This is a genomic window from Sphingopyxis sp. MG (assembly GCF_002953155.1).
Classification (GTDB): Bacteria; Pseudomonadota; Alphaproteobacteria; order Sphingomonadales; family Sphingomonadaceae; genus Sphingopyxis; species Sphingopyxis granuli.
Map to the genome: position 1 here is coordinate 2,275,752 of NZ_CP026381.1, position 17,416 is coordinate 2,293,167.

General features: G+C 67.4%; 17 protein-coding genes. 5 read left to right on the forward strand and 12 right to left on the reverse strand.

The window, feature by feature from the left end:
- Window positions 1-18: 18 nt before the first annotated feature.
- Window positions 19-2,484, reverse strand: a complete 2,466-nt coding sequence (locus C3E99_RS10440) for a TonB-dependent receptor (protein WP_076076178.1) — start codon at window positions 2,482-2,484, stop codon at window positions 19-21.
- 140 nt (window positions 2,485-2,624) lie between these two features.
- On the opposite strand from C3E99_RS10440, the gene C3E99_RS10445 reads away from it, so the two are divergent.
- On the forward strand, window positions 2,625-3,374 hold the full coding sequence (locus C3E99_RS10445; RefSeq protein WP_067108863.1) for a helix-turn-helix transcriptional regulator: 750 nt from the start codon (window positions 2,625-2,627) through the stop codon (window positions 3,372-3,374).
- Between the two features lie 47 nt (window positions 3,375-3,421).
- On the forward strand, window positions 3,422-4,552 hold the full coding sequence (locus C3E99_RS10450; RefSeq protein ID WP_076076179.1) for an acyl-CoA dehydrogenase family protein: 1,131 nt from the start codon (window positions 3,422-3,424) through the stop codon (window positions 4,550-4,552).
- Window positions 4,553-4,561: 9 nt separating this feature from the next.
- Here the strand turns inward: C3E99_RS10450 and C3E99_RS10455 are convergent, their stop codons facing one another.
- Window positions 4,562-5,593, reverse strand: a complete 1,032-nt coding sequence (locus C3E99_RS10455) for an acyl-CoA dehydrogenase family protein (protein ID WP_067108869.1) — start codon at window positions 5,591-5,593, stop codon at window positions 4,562-4,564.
- Between the two features lie 211 nt (window positions 5,594-5,804).
- Here C3E99_RS10455 and C3E99_RS10460 point away from each other — a divergent pair, with 211 nt between their 5' ends.
- Window positions 5,805-6,935: a GGDEF domain-containing protein gene (locus C3E99_RS10460; RefSeq protein WP_234002445.1), complete on the forward strand. Its 1,131-nt coding sequence runs from the start codon at window positions 5,805-5,807 to the stop codon at window positions 6,933-6,935.
- Window positions 6,936-6,949: 14 nt separating this feature from the next.
- On the opposite strand, the gene C3E99_RS10465 is transcribed toward C3E99_RS10460, so the two are convergent.
- The 10 genes from C3E99_RS10465 to coxB all read right to left on the reverse strand — a co-directional run bounded on the left by C3E99_RS10465 (window position 6,950) and on the right by coxB (window position 15,806).
- Entirely contained in the window at window positions 6,950-7,834 is an 885-nt protein-coding gene (locus C3E99_RS10465) for a class I SAM-dependent methyltransferase (protein ID WP_076078003.1), read from the reverse strand.
- 4 nt (window positions 7,835-7,838) lie between these two features.
- On the reverse strand, window positions 7,839-9,236 hold the full coding sequence (gene thrC, locus C3E99_RS10470) for a threonine synthase (RefSeq protein WP_076078000.1): 1,398 nt from the start codon (window positions 9,234-9,236) through the stop codon (window positions 7,839-7,841).
- A gap of 28 nt (window positions 9,237-9,264) precedes the next feature.
- Window positions 9,265-9,906 (reverse strand): SURF1 family protein, encoded by a 642-nt coding sequence (locus tag C3E99_RS10475; RefSeq protein WP_067108872.1) that lies wholly within the window; start codon window positions 9,904-9,906, stop codon window positions 9,265-9,267.
- The gene (locus C3E99_RS10480; protein WP_067108877.1) at window positions 9,899-10,294 is read right to left on the reverse strand and encodes a DUF983 domain-containing protein; all 396 of its coding nucleotides are present in this window, start codon (window positions 10,292-10,294) and stop codon (window positions 9,899-9,901) included. The genes C3E99_RS10475 and C3E99_RS10480 overlap by 8 nt, the downstream gene beginning before the upstream one ends.
- A gap of 1 nt (window position 10,295) precedes the next feature.
- Window positions 10,296-11,171: a cytochrome c oxidase subunit 3 gene (locus C3E99_RS10485; protein ID WP_067108880.1), complete on the reverse strand. Its 876-nt coding sequence runs from the start codon at window positions 11,169-11,171 to the stop codon at window positions 10,296-10,298.
- Window positions 11,172-11,252: 81 nt separating this feature from the next.
- On the reverse strand, window positions 11,253-11,807 hold the full coding sequence (locus C3E99_RS10490; RefSeq protein ID WP_067108881.1) for a cytochrome c oxidase assembly protein: 555 nt from the start codon (window positions 11,805-11,807) through the stop codon (window positions 11,253-11,255).
- Complete coding sequence (locus C3E99_RS19980) at window positions 11,804-11,944, reverse strand: hypothetical protein (protein ID WP_169799671.1); 141 nt, start codon at window positions 11,942-11,944, stop codon at window positions 11,804-11,806. Before C3E99_RS19980 ends, C3E99_RS10490 begins: the two co-directional genes overlap by 4 nt.
- Window positions 11,941-12,852 (reverse strand): heme o synthase, encoded by a 912-nt coding sequence (locus C3E99_RS10495; RefSeq protein ID WP_076078006.1) that lies wholly within the window; start codon window positions 12,850-12,852, stop codon window positions 11,941-11,943. The genes C3E99_RS19980 and C3E99_RS10495 overlap by 4 nt, the downstream gene beginning before the upstream one ends.
- A 207-nt stretch (window positions 12,853-13,059) precedes the next feature.
- Window positions 13,060-14,727, reverse strand: coding sequence for a cytochrome c oxidase subunit I (gene ctaD / locus C3E99_RS10500; protein WP_067108883.1), 1,668 nt, complete (start codon window positions 14,725-14,727; stop codon window positions 13,060-13,062).
- 17 nt (window positions 14,728-14,744) lie between these two features.
- Entirely contained in the window at window positions 14,745-15,806 is a 1,062-nt protein-coding gene (gene coxB, locus C3E99_RS10505; RefSeq protein WP_076076181.1) for a cytochrome c oxidase subunit II, read from the reverse strand.
- Window positions 15,807-16,036: 230 nt separating this feature from the next.
- Between coxB and pyrE the strand changes: the two genes are divergently transcribed.
- Both pyrE and C3E99_RS10515 read left to right on the forward strand, forming a co-directional pair.
- The gene (gene pyrE / locus C3E99_RS10510; RefSeq protein ID WP_067108887.1) at window positions 16,037-16,621 is read left to right on the forward strand and encodes an orotate phosphoribosyltransferase; all 585 of its coding nucleotides are present in this window, start codon (window positions 16,037-16,039) and stop codon (window positions 16,619-16,621) included.
- Window positions 16,618-17,361, forward strand: coding sequence for a pyridoxine 5'-phosphate synthase (locus tag C3E99_RS10515; RefSeq protein ID WP_076076183.1), 744 nt, complete (start codon window positions 16,618-16,620; stop codon window positions 17,359-17,361). The genes pyrE and C3E99_RS10515 overlap by 4 nt, the downstream gene beginning before the upstream one ends.
- The last annotated feature ends 55 nt before the right edge of the window (window positions 17,362-17,416 follow it).

Sequence of the window (17,416 nt, forward strand, 5' to 3'; positions counted from 1 at the left end):
CCCTCGCTTCACACTTTCCTAGAAATCATACCCCAGCGTCAGGCCGAAGGTTCGCGGCTGGTTAGCGAAGCGCACGACCACATTGGCGTTGCTGGCGACCGCCGACCAGTAATATTTGTTGAACAGATTCTTCGACCACAGCGACAGCGACCAGCCGGCCTGCGACTTCAGGCCGAGGCTGGCATTGACGACGGCATAGGAATCGACCTTGTAGAGCGGATCGTCCTCGAAGATCGTGTTCGCCTTGCCCTGATAGCGCAGGCTGACCGCGCCATTGGCGCTCAGCGTGTCGGTCACCGGCGTATCGTAGGCCGCGACGATGCTGCCCTGGAAGCGCGGGCTGTAGATAAACTCCGCCCCGTCGAAATTCTCCGGCTGGCCGGCGGCGTTGGTGCCGACATAGTCGATCACGCGGGTCTTCAGCCACAGGCCGTTGGCGGCGATCGTCACGCCCTGCGCGGGACGCAGCGTCAGTTCGCCCTCGAAGCCATAGGCCCTCGATTTGGGCACATTGTCGAGGCGCGACAACGCGGTGTAGATCGGATCGGCGAAATAGGTGCTGATCTGCTTGTCCTTGTAATCGTAGTAGAAGGCGGCGAAATTGGCCTGCAGCAGACGGTCGGCCAGCGTCGCCTTCAGCCCCAATTCGTAGGCCGTCAGCTTTTCCTGCGTCACCGGCGCGTTCTGCCGCGCCTTGCTCGCCGCGTTGACCGGCGAGGTGCCCGACTTGTAGCCGCGGGATACCGACGCATAGACCAGCGTGTCGTCGTTCGGCGACCAGTCGAGCACGACGCGCCAGGCGAGGTTGTTCTCGTCCAGCGTCGACACCACCGGACCGAAGCTGTTGGTCGCATCGTCGAAGGTGTTGCACTGCCCCTCCACGATCGGCGCCGGGATGGGCAGCGTGCCCCCCGCCGAGAAGAGGAAGCGGTTCACGATGTTGACGTTCGGCAGCATGCTGCCCTTGTAGTCGCGCGAGCAGCCCACATAGTCCTGCTTGTCCTCGGTATAGCGAAGGCCGACGGTCAGTTTGAGCTGCTCGGTCAGCTCGGCGTCGGCATTTCCGAAGATGCTCCACGTCCTGGTGTTCATCGTGCCGATGTCTTCATAGGTGCGGAAGGCCGTCGCCATGTCGGCGGCGGTGTATCCGCCGGAATTGAACGGCGTGTCGAGCAGGTTGACGCCGGGAACGAGGATATAGGGCACCGCGCGGATGAAGCGCGAGTTCGCATTGTCGCCGAGCATCGTGCGGTTGCTGTCGACGATCTTGTCATGGCCGTAATAGGCGCCGACCAGCCAGTTCAGCGTGCCGGCCTCGCCTTCGAAATGAATTTCCTGCGCAAAGCTCTTGATGCGGCCGTCGGCCTTCTGCAGCAGGATTTCATAGGGCGCGCCGCTCCAGTCGGACAGCGCCTTGCGCTGGAAATCATTGTAGCTGGTCAGGCTGACGAATTTCACCGCATCAGCGACATCCTGATCGACGCGCAGTTTCAGGCCCCAGAAGCGATTGTCTTCGGCCAGGTCGCCGGGCAATCCGGCGCCGCGGCCGACGTCGGCCGATCGCCCCGCCTCGGGCGCCCAGTCCGCCTGGCTCGCCCGGGTCGGGAAATTGCCGGCGATATAATCCGCCAGCCCCGGCGCGTTGAAGAGGTGCGATGCGCTGGTTCCCGTCACCGGGTCGGTCGCCGGGGTGAAGCCGATGCCCTGCCCGGCGACCGTGTCCGACTTGTTCTGCCACCAGGTCACCGACAGGTCGATGCTGGTGCCGGGGCCGGGGTCGATCGCCAGCGAGCCCCGGATGCCCAGCTTGTCGACCTTGCCGAGCCGTTCGCCGGGGCGCGAATTGCTGACCTGCCAGCCCTTGTCGCTGTTCTCGCTGCGCACCGCGATCCGCGCCGCAACCCCTTCGCCGAGCGGCCCCGAGACGTGGCCCGCGAAATTATAGGTCCGGTAGTTCCCGAGTTCGGCGGTGACGCCCGCGTCGAAATGATCGGTCGGCTTGGCGGTGATGAAGTTGATCAGCCCGGCCGTCGTGTTGCGGCCATAGAGCGTGCCCTGCGGCCCCTTCAGCACCTCGACGCGCTCGAGGTCCATGATCGGGCCGGTGTTCATGATCGGATAGGCATAGGCGACCTCGTCGACATAGGTGCCGACGGTCGAGGTCGCAGACAGGTTGATCGTGTTGAAGCCGATGCCGCGCAGCGTATAGGTGGGCACGCCCTGATAGCTTTGCGACACGGTAAAGCTCGGCGCCACCGCGGTCAGGTCGCGCACGTCGGTGACGCGCAGGCTTTCCAGCGTCGCGGCGTCGACCGCCTGCACGGCCATGCCGATGTCGTTCAGCGATTCGGCGCGGCGCTGTGCGGTGACGATGATCTCGCCGTCGGTCCGCGCCGCCGTTTCCGCTTCGTCAGCCAGCGCCGGCGGCGCAACGGACAGGCCGGCGGCGGTGCCGGCGAGCAGGAACAGTCGATAGGCCTTCATTCGTCATCTCCCTCAAACGGCTGGCCGATGCGGCTCGTCTTTGCGCGAGCGCCGGCGCGGCCGGACCCTGTCAGAGGATATAATTGCGGCCCCGCTCACAAGCTGGCATCTGTGTCAGTATCGAACCGGGGGGAGGACATGTGACGGACAAACGGGCGCTTTGCTGGTCGGAACTTCCCGCGCTGATCGCCGACGTGCAGGCGATCGGCGACGCGACCGGCCTTTCCTATATCGCCGCGCAGGCCGACCTCGGCGATCCCGAACCGATGGCCGACGAGCACGGCCGCCCCTATGCGGAGACCAGCTTCCGCTGGATCGATCCGGCCTATGCCTATTGGCGCGACCGCAAGCTGGCGCTGCACGTCGCCTTCCTGACCGCGGCGCGGCTGATCGCCGAGCCTTTCTATTACAGCGACGGGCGGCTCGGCAGCTGGCGCGCGACCGCGCTGCTCGACGCGGTCGATTGCCAGCAGGCGAAGGAGACCCCCAATTTCGGCGAGGCGATCATCGCGCCGGTCCATCTGCCGCGCGGGCTGGTCGGCGCCGTCTTCTGGTGCTCGCGCGAGCCTGTCGGGGTCGAGGCGCTGTTCCGCGCGCATGCCGGCACGATGCACAACCTCGCGCTGCGCCTCGTCGCGACGCACAACGAGGCGCGGGGCCGGCCGCGCAACGCCACCGTGCCGCAGACGCTGACCCGGCGCGAGGTGCAGTGCCTGCGCTGGGCCGCCGCGGGCAAGACCGATGGCGAGATCGGCATCATCCTGTCGCTGTCGGTGTCGACGGTGCGCTTTCACCTGCGCAACGCAGCCGCCAAGCTGGGCGCCACCGGGCGCGCGCAGTCGATTCAGATCGCCGCCGGGCTGGGCTTCGTCGGCGCGCAGGCCGCCTGACGCATCCGCCAGCTTGGCCGGGTCGCCGCGCCGTTTAGGAACAGGGCATGGACATCGCACTCGAACCCGATCTTCACGCGTTCCGCGACATGGTGCGCGCCTTCCTGGCCGAGCATCTGACCGAGGAACTGCGCCGCGCCGCCGAGCGCGCGACCAGCGTCTTTATCGATCCCGCCATATCGCTGCCGTGGCAGCGCATCCTGCATGCGCGCGGCTGGGCGGCGCCCGACTGGCCCGAACGGTTCGGGGGACCGGGCTGGAGCGAGATCGAGCGCTATGTCTTCGCCGCCGAATGCGTCGCGGCGGGCGCACCGAATCTCGCGCCGATGGGGCTGAAGATGGTCGCCCCGGTGATCATGCATTATGGCTCGCCCGATCAGCAGGCGCATTACCTGCCGCGCATCCTGTCGGGCGAGGATTATTGGTGCCAGGGCTTTTCGGAACCCGGCGCCGGCTCCGACCTCGGCCGGCTTCAGCTTCGCGCGGTCCGCGACGGCGCCGACTATGTCCTCAACGGGTCGAAGATCTGGACGACGCACGCCCATTTCGCGAACCGCATGTTCTGCCTCGTGCGCACGTCGAACGAAGGCAAGCCGCAGGCCGGGATCAGCTTCCTGCTGCTCGACATGCAGTCGCCGGGCATCGGCGTCGAGCCGATCCGCACCCTCGCCGGCGAGCATGAACTGAACCAGGTCTTCTTCGACGACGTCCGCGTCCCCGTCACCAACCGGCTGGGCGAGGAGAATGACGGCTGGTCGGTCGCCAAGCATCTGCTCACCTTCGAACGCGGCGGCAAATATGCGCCGGCCCTGATGGGACAGCTTCGCCGCCTGCGCGGCCACGACGTGCCCGATCCGGTGATCCGGGCGCGGCTCGACCGCGAGGCAGTGACGCTGCGCGCGTTGCAGGCGCTGGAGATGAAGGCGATGCGCGGTCTCGGCGGCGGCGCGGCGCTCTATGCCTCTGCGCTCAAGCTGCTCGGCACCGAAGCGGCGCAGCGCATCGACACGCTGGCGTGCGAAATCGCCGGTCCGGCGGCGTGGAGCGAAGCCGACGGCCAGACGCCGGCGAGCCTTGCGGTCGCGGTGCCGCGCTATCTGAACGGGCGCGCGGCCACCATCTATGCGGGATCGAACGAAATTCAGCGCGACCTGATCGCGCGCCAGATTCTCGGCTGACCGCCGCCTTCAGGCCGCCGCCTCGGCAAAGCGCGCGAGATGCGTGGCCTGCGGCCCCATCGCCGCCGCGATTCCCAGCGCACGCTTGAAACGGCTGCCGAGCGCCAGTTCCTCGGTCAGCCCCATCGCGCCATGGATCTGCACCGCGCCCTCGCCGACGATCCGCACCGCGTCCTGCACCTCAACGCAGGCCGCACCGACCGCGGCGGCGCGCGCCGCCTCGTCACCGTCCACCGACAGCACCGCCAGTTCGGTGAGCGCGGCCGCCTTCATCAGTGCGAGCTGCATGTCGGCGCAGCGATGGCGCAGCGCCTGAAACGAGCCGATGGGCACCCCGAATTGCCGGCGCTGCCCCATATAGGCGGCGGTGTCGTCGATCATGCGCCGCATCAGCCCGACGGCCTCGCCACACCGCCCCGCCAGCACCATATCGGTGACGATCTCGGTCGCCGCGCGCGCCGCTTCCCCCTCGGCAAGCGCCTCGGCTTCGGCGGGACCGGACGCAAAACCCAGGTCGGCGGTGACGCTGCCGTCGAGCATGATCCGGTGGCGCTGTTCGACGCGGTCGGGGTCGGCGGCGACGAGCAGGACCGCCTGCGGATCGGCGACGACGAACAGGTCGGCCTCGGCCGCGCCGGCGACCAGCGTCGCCAGTCCGCGCAGCCGCCATCCCCCGTCCGCCGCCTCGACGATCGGCATAGCGGCGGCCGTCGCCGGACAGACCAGCGCCGCCCGCTGCCGCCCTTCAGCCAGCGCCCCCAGCGCAGCGTGACCCGGCGCCAGACGCCCGACGAGCCAGGTCGCCGCCGCGTGCGAGAGCCAGTCGGCGCCCGCCAGCGCCGGTCCCAGCTCCGCCATCAGCAGCGCCGTCTCGACCGCGCCGCCACCGAAGCCGCCCGCCGCCTCGGGGATCGTGACGCCGCCAAGGCCGAGCGCAGTCAGGTCGGCCCACCCCACCCGCTCCTTGTCGGCAAGGAAGCGCTGCACGCTGTCGCGCAACATCTGGCGTCCGGCGTCGAGCGGAAGGTCGAGGCCCGCCATCGTCACCCGGCCCGTGCCGCGACGAAATCATATCGGCATGCCGTCATCGTCGTCTCTCCAATCGCTTCCATGCCGGCGCGGCGCATGCGGCCGCCCTTTCCCATTGAGATCATGCCGCTTTGGTCCACGATGCTCTAGCTGGCGAGCGTGTCAGGTCGCGCCGTGGCTAATCGCGGCTTAATCATCGCAACAAGCGCTCGTTAATGGCCATATGACCACTTACGCAACATCATCGAACGAGCCGGTCGGGCGGCTCCTTGGCTGGCTGGGGCTCAAATCCGCGCGGGGGCACGACGATGCCGCCGGTGCGGTGGCGGCCCAAATGGGTGAGGCGCGCGACCGCCCCCATGAAGTGCGAAGTCAACTCGCCCATTCGATCATGTCCTTCCTTCTCGACAACGACCTCGATATTTCGCCCGCCAACCTCGTCCTGGCGCATGGCGCCTTTTCCGGAACCAACCCCAAGCTTGCGCGCCAGTTCGCGGCGCGATCGCAATCGGCAGAGGGGATCACCCAGCCCTGGCTCGACGAGCTGGTCGCGCACGAACCCGAGCAGCAGGGACGCGCCGACCTCGACCGGCTGATGGCCAAGCTCGAAACCGATCTCGACAGTTTCCAGGCGAGCACCCGGCAGGCGCGCAGCGTCACCAGCGATTATGGCGTCGAACTGGCGCAGCATGTGTCCGACCTCGAACAGGTCGAGAAGACGGGGCGGATCGTCTCCAACCTCGCCGTGCTGGCGCGCACGATGCTCGAACGCACCCGCAAGGCCGAGGACGACATGCACCGGAGCGAGGAGGAGGCGAAGGCGCTTCGTCGCAGCCTCGCCCGCGCCAAGCGCGATGCCGAGATCGACTATCTGACCGGCCTGCCGAACCGCCGTGCCTTCGAGGCGCTGCTCGATCGCCACCATGGCGAAGCGCGCGCGGCGTGCGAGGCGCTGAGCGTCGCCTTTTGCGACATCGACGAATTCAAGAAGATCAACGATGTGCACGGGCACGACGCCGGCGACCGGGTGATCAAGATGATCGCCGACACGCTCGCGCACATCTCGAATGACCATTGCCATGTCGCGCGCCATGGCGGCGAGGAATTCGTGATGCTGTTCCGCGGCCTGACGCCGAGCGAGGCAGCGAAGCAGCTCGACGACGCGCGTGAGCGGCTGTCTGCGCGCCGCCTGATCAACCGCAAGACCGACGAGCCGTTCGGGCAGATCACCTTTTCCGGCGGGGTGGCCGACGTCTTCGGCTATGCCGATCCGCGCGCGGCGCTGAAAGCCGCCGACGAAGCGCTCTACCGCGCCAAGGAAAGCGGGCGGAACCGCATCGAGATCGCCGCCTAACGAGCCCAGAGCCGTCAGCCGTGGCGGCTCCAGCGCGCGAAGATCGCAGTGGGCAGCAGCAGTCCGCGCGCCTCCTCGCGCACCGCGAGTTCGCCGCATTCGACCTTGCCGGGCAGGTCGGCGAAAAGCTGCGCCAGCAGCTCGCCGATCGCCAGCGCCGACATCCGCACCGCATAGACGGTGAGGAACAGCGCGCGGCTGTCGGCGTCGAGCAGGTGGCGGCAATCGGCGAGCAGCGGCGCCAGCCCCTCCTCGATCTGCCAGCGCTCGCCGTTCGGGCCGCGCCCGAACTTGGGCGGGTCGAGCAGGATGGCGTCGTAGCGCCGTCCGCGCCGCACCTCGCGCGCCGCGAACTTGCCGGCGTCGTCGACGATCCAGCGGATCGGCCGCTCGGCCATGTCGGCGAGCGCGGCATTCTCGCGCGCCTGCGCGACCGATTTCTTCGAGGCGTCGACATGCGTGACCGCCGCACCGGCGGCCGCGAGCGCCTGGCTGCCCACCCCGGTATAGCCGAACAGGTTGAGGAAGGCCGGATCGGTCTTGTCCGCGACCTGTTCGCGCAGCCAGTCCCAGACCGGCGCCATGTCGGGAAAGAAGCCCAGGTGGCGAAAGGGCGTGCAGCTTGCGGTGAAGCGCGCCTCGCGCCAGCCGAGCGGCCAGCCTTCGGCGGGCACGGGGCGGTGATAATACCAGCGCCCGCCGCCATCCTCGTCCGACGCGGGGATGAACTCGCCATCGGCCTTGTCCCATTCGGCCTGCGGCAGCGCGGGCTGCCACATCGCCTGCGGTTCGGGGCGGATGAAGCGATAGCGGCCATAGCGTTCGAGCTTGCGCCCGCCGCCGCTGTCGACCAGCCCATAATCCTCCCACGCGTCCCCGACGAGCGTCGCCAGGGGCAGCAGGTCAGCCACGGGCGGCTTCCGCCAGGATATGCGCCTTCACCGCGTCATAGTCGCCGGGCAGCTTGCTGTAGCGCTCCTCGCGCTCGAACAGGTTGCCGAGCCGCGGCGGCAGCGCCGGACGCACCCCGGTCGCGCGTTCGACCGCGTCGCGGAACTTCGCGGGATGCGCGGTCGCCAGCGTGACGACGGGTACGTCGCCGTCGATCTCCAGCGCGCGCGCAGCCGCCAGGCCGACGGCGCTGTGCGGGTCGATGATCTGCCCGCCCCGTTCCTGCGCCCAGCGCAGCGCCAGCGTCATACCGTCGGCATCGATCCGCGCGCTGGAGAACAGCGCCTGCGCGCCGGCGCGCATGTCGGCGGGGATCGTCATCGCGCGGCTGCGGTCGAATTCGGCCATCATCCCGGCGATCGCCGCGCCGTCGCGCCCCGACAGGTCGAACAGCAGCCGCTCGAAATTGCTGCTGACCTGGATGTCCATGCTCGGCGTCGCGGTCGGGGTGACGGTGCCCGCGCTGTAATCGCCGCTGGTCAGCGCCCGGTGGAGAATGTCGTTGACGTTGGTCGCGACGACAAGCCGCGCGATCGGCAGCCCCATCTGCGCCGCGACATAGCCCGCGAAGACGTCGCCGAAATTGCCGGTCGGCACGCTGAACGCCACCGGCCGCTCGGGCGCCCCGAGCCGCACGGCGGCATAGAAATAATAGACGACCTGCGCCATCAGCCGCGCCCAATTGATGCTGTTCACCGCCGACAACGTCAGCCGGCTCCGCGCCTCGGCATCGCCGAACAACCGCTTCACCATCGCCTGCGCATCGTCGAAACTGCCGTCGATCGCGATATTATGGACGTTGGGCGCGAGCACGGTGGTCATCTGCCGCCGCTGCACGTCGCTGACCCGGCCTTCGGGGTGGAGCATGAAGATGCGGATATGGTCGCGTCCCGCGACCGCCTCGATCGCCGCCGATCCGGTGTCGCCCGAGGTGGCGCCGACGATCGTCAGTTCGGTCTCGCCGCCGCGCAGGAAGGTTTCGAAAAGCTGGCCGAGCAGTTGCAGCGCCACGTCCTTGAACGCCAGCGTCGGGCCGTGGAAGAGTTCGAGCAGCCAGTGGCGATGGTCGAGCTGGACGAGCGGCGTCACCGCATCGTGCCCGAAGCGGCCGTATGCGGCCTTGCACAGCCCGCGCAGTTCGTCCTCGCTCAGCACGCCGGCGACGAAGGGCGCCATCACCCGCACCGCCGTCTCGACATAATCGAGCCCAGCGAGCGCACGAATCTCGTCGGCCGTCATTTGCGGCCAGCGCGCGGGCACATAGAGGCCGCCGTCGTCGGCGAGGCCGGCAAGTGTGGCGGCACGAAAGTCGAGGGTCGGCGCGGAGCCGCGGGTGCTGATATAATCCATCACGGCCATGCGCCCTAACGGCGCGCCGTCATCGCTGCAAGCGGCGGCGTAGCGCGAGGACGTAAATCGCCACCGCCATCGCGGCGAACAGGAACCATTGCACGGCATAGGCAAGGTGGTTGTTCGGCACGTCGGCGCCCGATGGCACCGCGCTCGCGCGCAGGCCCGGCGCGGGCTGGTCGGCGACGAGCATCGCCCGCGCCGGCACCGCCCTGCCCGTCAAATGCTCGATCAGCCCCGGCTGGTCGGGACCAGGGACGATCGTGCCGGCCACGACGCCGCCCTTCCACGCAGGCGGCGTGAAATCGTCGGCGATGCCGACGTCGACGAGAACGCCCGGCCCCTCGGCGCCGGTTCGGCAGTCGGCGATCATGCGGATGCCGGTCCGGCCGCGGCGGTCGGTGCCGCTGCGCGGGTCCCAGCGGACGGGTTCGAGGCAGACCACGCTGCTCTTGCGGAACAGCAGCGCGTCGGGAACGGGCGGAAGCTCGGGATAGGCGACGCTCGACGCCATCGCCCCGTTGCGCTCGTAGAGCGCGATCAGCGCCTCCTTCTCCCCCTTGCGCTGGAGCTGCCAGACGCCGAGCGCGATCATCACCGCCACCGCCGCCGCGACCAGCAGCGTCGGGATCAGCGGCCAGCGCCGCGCCGGAGTCGCGGGGTCAGTCATCACCGTCCTCGGCGCGGCGCCCTTCGGCCGCCTGGCGCTGGTGCTCGCTGGCGAGCAGCGCCGCCTTGCCGACGCGCAGGCCATAGAGGACCGCGGCGGCGGTCAGCGGCACCCACAGGACGATATGCACCCACAGCGGCGGCTCGAAGGCGAAATCGAGGCTGAGCGCCGCGGCGATCAGCAGCGCGCCGATGATCAGCGTCAGGAAGGCCGCCGGCCCGTCGCCGACGTTGTAGCGGCCGTAATCGAGCCCGCAGGCGCGGCATCGCGGCCGGAAGCGCGCCGGCCCCTCGAACAGTCCCGACGCCCCGCATTCGGGGCAGAGACCGAAAAGGGCAGCGCGCCAGAGCGGCGGCTGCCCTTGCTGTTTCGGAGCTTCGCCGGGCAAATCAGTGCGCAGCGACCGGAGCGCCCCAGCCGCCCCAGACATAGACGATGATGAACAGGAACAGCCACACGACGTCGACGAAGTGCCAGTACCAGGCCGCGGCCTCGAAACCGAAATGCTGCTGCGGGGTGAAATCGCCCTTGTAGGTGCGGACGAGGCAGACGATCAGGAAAATCGTCCCGACGAGCACGTGGAAACCGTGGAAGCCGGTCGCCATGTAGAAGGCCGAGCTGTAGTTGATCTCGCCGAAGGCAAAGGGCGCCGCCGAATATTCATAGGCCTGGATCGTCGAGAAGATCGCGCCGAGGATGATCGTCAGCCACAGCCCCTTCTTCAGCCCTTCGCGATCGCCGTGGATCAGCGAATGGTGCGCCCAGGTGATCGTCGTGCCCGAGCAGAGCAGGATCAGCGTGTTGAGCAGCGGCAGCGAGAAGGCGTCGATGACGTGGATGCCCTTCGGCGGCCACTGGGTGATCGCCGCCGCGCCGTCCTGGCCGAACAGCGAGCTGACCGCACCGTCCACGATCTCGACCGGCACCGGGAAGAGCGCGAAATCGAACCATGCCCAGAACCAGCCGACGAAAAACATGACTTCCGACGCGATGAACAGGATCATGCCGTAGCGCAGGTGAAGCTGGACGACGGGGGTATGATGCCCCTCGTGCGCTTCCTCGATCACCTTGCTCCACCAGCTGAAGAAGGTGACGATGATGCCGAGAATGCCGAGCCAGAACACCCACTTGCCGGACCCGCCGAAATAATCGGTGTGCATCCACATCACGGCGCCGAAGAACATGACGAGCGCCGCCAGCGAGCCGATCATCGGCCAGACGCTGGGATTGACGAGATGATAATCGTGATGTTTGGCACCAGCCATGTCGCAGTTCCCGTTTATTGCCCCAGCATCGCGATTCCCCATCGCACCGCCGGTCTGGTTATTAGACTCTCGATCGCGGCCTTAGCTCGCCTTTTTGCCCTCGTCCACAGGGTAGAAGGTATAGCTCAGCGTGATTTCCTGAATGTCGCGCGCGTCGACATCGTCCTTGATCTTCGGATCGACGAAGAACAGCACCGGCATGCGAATCCGCTCGCCCGGCTGCAGCACCTGCTCGGTGAAGCAGAAGCACTGGATCTTCGTGAAATACTTGCCCGCCTGGTCGGGCGTGACGTTGAAGGTCGCGGTGCCGGTGATCGGATGCGGCGAATTATTCTCTGCGATGAAGATCGCCATGTCGCGCGCGCCGATGCTCACCGTGTCGCGCGGCCGTTCGGGATGGAATTTCCACGGCAGCTTCGGCGAGACGTTGGCGTCGAAGCGCACCGAGATGGTGTCGCTGAGCACCTGCGGCTCCTCGGCAGCGGCGGCGGGGTCATAACGCTGCGTCGTGCCGTTGAAGCCGGTGACGCGGCAGAAGAGATTGTAGAGCGGCACCGCGGCGAAGCCGAGCCCGATCATCATGACCGCGACCAGTCCCGCGAGCATCGCGGTCCGCAGATTCTTGCTGTCCGTCATCCCATTCGCGCCATCGTGATGAAGAAGAAGAGCAGCGCCAGTCCGCCCAGGATCCAGCCGGTCAGATTGGCCCGGCTGCGCTGGCGGCGGCGATACTCGGCCTCGTCGAAAGGCTCTTGCGTCGGTTCGTCTGTCATAGCGGCCACATATGGTCGACGACGATCGCGCCGAACAGGATGAAAAGATAGGCGACGGAAAAAGCGAAGAGCCGCTTTTCGGGCTGCATCCGGTCGTTCTCGGCCGAACGGCGCAATCCGACCTGCGCCGACAGCAACACGAACAGCGCCGACAGGACCGCCGCCGTCCAGCCATAGAGCGCGCCGGCATAGCCGAGCGGCCACGGCGCGACCGCCGCGACGGCCATGATGATCGCATAGAACAGGATCTGCCGCCGCGTCGACGTCTCGCCCGCGACCACCGGCATCATCGGAATGCCCGCCGCGGCATAGTCCGATCGCACGAACAGCGCGAGCGCCCAGAAATGCGGCGGCGTCCACAGGAAGATGAGCAGGAAGAGCAGCACCGGCAGCGGCGCGACATGGCCCGTCGCGGCGACCCAGCCGATCAGCGGCGGAAAGGCGCCCGCCGCCCCGCCGATCACGATATTCTGCGGCGTCCGCGGCTTGAGCCACATCGTATAGACGATGACGTAGAAGAGGATCGACACGGTGAGCAGCGCCGCCGCCTGCCAGTTGGCGGCGAACAGCATCAGGAACACCGAAAAGGCGGCAAGCCCGACGCCGAACTGCAGCGCCGTCTGCGGATCGAGCCGGCCCGCGGGCAGCGGGCGTCCGGCGGTGCGCTTCATCTTCGCGTCGAGTGCCGCCTCATACCATTGATTGAGTGCCCCCGACGCCCCCGCCCCCAGCGCGATCGCGAGGATCGACGCGAAGGCGAGCACCGGATGGACATGCCCCGGCGCCGCGAGCAGCCCGCACGCCGCCGTGAAGACGACGAGCGACATGACGCGCGGCTTGGTCAGCGCGAACAGGTCGCGCCAGTCGGCGGGAAGCGCCGTGCCGGCATGGGTCAGGCTGTGCGTCATATCGGACATGCTAACCTTTTCGGTCCGTCATTGCGACCCCGGCGAAAACCGAGGGTCGGCGATCCAGAGTAGCGAAAACTCGCTCTGGACTGCTCCACCCGGATCGGGTCCGGGGCTGCGATGACGACTTCGATACGCTCACACATTCCAAAAACCGGCCTTGAAAGAGACGCCCCCTGCCAAGTGTCGGCAGGGGGCAGAACCCGATCAGGCGATACGCGGCAGTTCGTTGAACTGGTGGAAGGGCGGCGGGCTCGACAGCGTCCATTCGAGCGTCGTCGCGCCTTCACCCCACGGATTGGCGGCGGCCTTCTTGCCCGCGACATAGGCATAGACGATGTTCGCGAAGAAGAAGAGCATCCCGACGGCCATGATCGCATAGCCGATCGACGAGATGTGGTGCCAATAGGTGAAGGCTTCCGCATAGTCGGGATAGCGGCGCGGCATGCCCTGCTGCCCCAGGAAGTGCTGCGGGAAGAACAGGACGTTCACGCCGATGAAGAAGATCCAGAAATGGAGCTGCCCCAGCACTTCGCTGTACATCCGGCCCGACATCTTCGGGAACCAGTAATAGAAGCCCGCGAAGAGCGAGAAGACCGCGCCCAGCGACAGCACATAGTGGAAGTGCGCGACGACATAATAGGTGTCGTGCAGGTTGGTGTCGACACCGCCGTTGGCGAGGACGACGCCGGTCACGCCGCCGACGGTGAACATGAAGATGAAGCCCAGCGCCCAGAGCATCGGCGTCTTGAAGCTCAGCGAGCCGCCCCACATGGTGGCGATCCAGCTGAAGATCTTGATGCCGGTCGGGACCGCGATGACCATCGTCGCCGCGGTGAAATACATCTTCAGGTTGACGCTCATGCCGACGGTGAACATGTGGTGCGCCCACACGATGAAGCCGACGACGCCGATCGCGACCATGGCATAGGCCATGCCGAGATAGCCGAACACCGGCTTGCGGCTGAAGGTCGAGATGACCTGGCTGATGATGCCGAAGCCCGGCAGCACCATGATGTAGACCTCCGGGTGGCCGAAGAACCAGAACAGGTGCTGGTAGAGCACCGGATCGCCGCCGCCCGTCGCGTCATAGAAGGTGGTGCCGAAATTGCGGTCGGTCAGCAGCATGGTGATCGCCGCGGCGAGGACCGGCAGCGACAGCAGCAGCAGGAAGGCGGTGACGAGCACCGACCAGACGAACAGCGGCATCTTGTGGAGCGTCATGCCCGGTGCGCGCATGTTGAAGATGGTGGTGATGAAGTTGATCGCGCCGAGGATCGACGCCGCACCCGCGAGGTGGACCGAGAAGATCACCATGTCGACCGCCGGGCCGACCGATCCGCTGGTCGACAGCGGCGCATAGAGCGTCCAGCCCGTGCCTGCGCCGAGCCCGCTGCCGCCGGGGACGAACATCGACCCGACGAGCAGGACGAACGCCACCGTGGTCAGCCAGTAGCTGACGTTGTTCATGCGCGGGAAGGCCATGTCGGGCGCGCCGATCATCAGCGGCACGAACCAGTTGCCGAATCCGCCGATAATCGCCGGCATCACCATGAAGAAGATCATGATCAGCCCGTGCGCGGTGATCAGCACGTTCCAGAAATGCTTCGCCTGCGTATCACCCGCGGCCGGATCGAAGAACTGCGCCCAGCCGTGGAGATACTGGATGCCCGGCTCCGCAAGCTCGAGGCGCATCATCCCCGACATCACGCCGCCGATGATGCCCGCGAAGATCGCGAAGATCAGGTAGAGCGTCCCGATGTCCTTGTGGTTCGTCGAGAGGAACCAGCGGGTGAAGAAACCAGGCACATGATCATGCTCGTCATGCGCATGATCGTGGCCGTGGACGGGTGCAGTCGCTGCGATATCGGTCATCTGTCGGACCCCTTGTCTTAATTCTTGGCTGCCGGAACGGCGGCGGGCGCCGCCGCCGGCGCGGCTTCGGTGGTGGCGGGGACCGGACCGGTCGGCGCCGGCGCGGCCGCGGCGGGCGCCGCGGCTTCAGCGCCGTCGGGGTTGCCACCGCGCGAGCGGACCCACGCCTTCCACTTGTCCATCGGCAGCGCTTCGACCGCGATCGGCATATAGCCGTGATCGACACCGCACAGTTCCGAGCACTGGCCGTAATAGACGCCCGGCTTGGTCACGGTGAAGGTCGTTTCGTTGGCGCGGCCCGGCACCGCGTCCATCTTGATCCAGAAGGACGGCACCGCGAAGCTGTGGATCACGTCAGCGCCGGTGATGATCAGCTTCACCTGCTGCCCGACGGGAACGACCATGCGGTTGTCGACCGCCAGATGATAGGGTTCGCCCGCGGCCGTCGCCTGCTCGGGCGTCAGCATCTTCGACACATATTCGCCGATGCCCTGGTCGGGATAGGCATAGCCCCAATACCATTGATAGCCGGTGACCTTGACCGTCAGCGCATCCTTCTTCGGCGGTTCGTACTGCGCCGCGAGCAGGCGGATCGACGGCACCGCGATCACCGCGAGGATCAGCACGGGAACCGCGGTCCAGATCACTTCGATGATCGTGTTGTGCGAAGTCTTCGAAGGTTCGGGATTGGCGCTGGCGCGATAGCGGACGACCACCCAGAGCAGCAGGCCGAGCACCAGCAGCGAAATGGCGGTGATGACCGGGAGCAGGATGTGGTGGCTGAGGCCATAGGCCTTCTGGCCGAGCACGCTGGCCTGCGGCTGGAAGTTCAGCCCGCCGTCGACCGGCTGCCCGACGCCCGGGACGGGCTTCATCGGCACATAGGTCGCGTCGCCGGCCGGCACCGCGGCCGCGTCCGTCGCGGGCGCCGCCGCGTCGGTCACGGCGGGCGCCGGAGTCGCGACCGGCGTCGCCGCCGGCGCCTCGACCGGTGCGGCGGCGGGAGCCTGCGCCTGCACCACGCCCATGGTGCCGAACGATAAAGCCGCTGCAATTACAAGGGTTTTCAAACTCTTCATAAGAATGGTGCCGCCCGTTGCCTATATTGTTCCCGATATCCAGCCTCGTCCCATCCGACCGCGGATCGCGGATCGCCGATGCCAACGAACGGGCTGAATCTCGCGGGCGCTATAGACCCGCTTGCCGCTTGCCTCAAGCATCTCTAACACTATTTTGCGGCTCGCAAATCTTGGCGACCCCAACCCGCTTCGAAAAAAGCGGGACAACAGGAAGAAAAGACCGTTCTCCCATGACAGACGACGAAATACTGGCCGAGTTCCGCGCTGCCGACGCGCTGTTGCAGGGGCATTTCCTCCTCTCCTCCGGCCGCCACAGCGAATATTATCTGCAATGCGCCCGCGTCCTGATGAATAGCGAGCGCGCCGGGCGGCTTGCCTCCGCGCTCGCGGCCAAGCTGCCGCGCGAGCTGCGGCAGGCGACCGACCTCGTCGTGTCGCCGGCGATGGGCGGCGTCATCATCGGCCACGAGATGGGCCGCGCGCTGGGCAAGCCCGCGATCTTCGTCGAGCGTCCGACCGGCACCTTCGAACTGCGCCGCGGCTTCGCCATCGCCCCCGGCACGAAGGTGCTGATGGTCGAGGACGTGGTCACCACCGGCCTGTCGTCGCGCGAGGCGATGGAGGCGGTGCGCGCGGCGGGCGGCGAAGTGCTGGCCGAAGCGGCGCTGGTCGACCGCTCGGCGGGAAGCAACATCGACCTCGGCGTTCCCTTCTATCCGCTCGTCGCGATCAATTTCCCGACCTATGCCGCCGACGACCTGCCGCCCGAACTGGCGGAAACGCCGGCGATCAAGCCGGGGAGCCGCGCGAATTGAGCGCGTCCCGGTCCGGCCGCCTGCGTCTCGGCGTCAACATCGACCATGTCGCGACGATCCGCAACGCACGCGGCGGCGACCATCCCGATCCGGTGCGCGCGGCGCAGATCGTCGCGGCGGTCGGCGGCGACGGCATCACCGCGCATCTGCGCGAGGACCGGCGCCACATCCGCGACGACGACCTCGCACGCATCCAGACCGCGACCGACCTGCCGCTCAATCTCGAAATGGCCGCGACCGAGGAGATGCTCGCCATCGCGCTGCGCCACGCGCCGCACGCCGCCTGCATCGTTCCCGAAAAGCGCGAGGAGCGCACGACCGAGGGCGGGCTAGACGCGGCGGGGCAGCATAATCATCTCGCGCCGATCGTCGCGCGGCTGGGCGACGCGGGGATTCGCGTCAGCCTGTTCATCGAACCCGACGCGCGCCAGATCGAGGCGGCGATGCGGCTCAGGGCGCCGGTGGTCGAATTCCACACCGGCCGCTATGCCCATGCCGAGGGCGAGGCGCGCGCCATCGAGCTTCGCCGCCTCGCCGACGCCGCGGCGCTCGCGTGGAAGAACGGCATCGAACCGCACGCGGGCCACGGCCTGACCTATGACAATGTCGTCCCCGTCGCCGCGATCCCGCAGATCGCCGAACTCAACATCGGGCACTATCTGATCGGCGAGGCGATCTTCACCGGGCTCGAAAGCGCGGTGCGCCGGATGCGCGAACTGATGGACGAGGCACGGGGATAGGATGATGACCACCGTCATTGCCGCGTCGCCTTCGGCTCCTCGTAATGACGGCCCG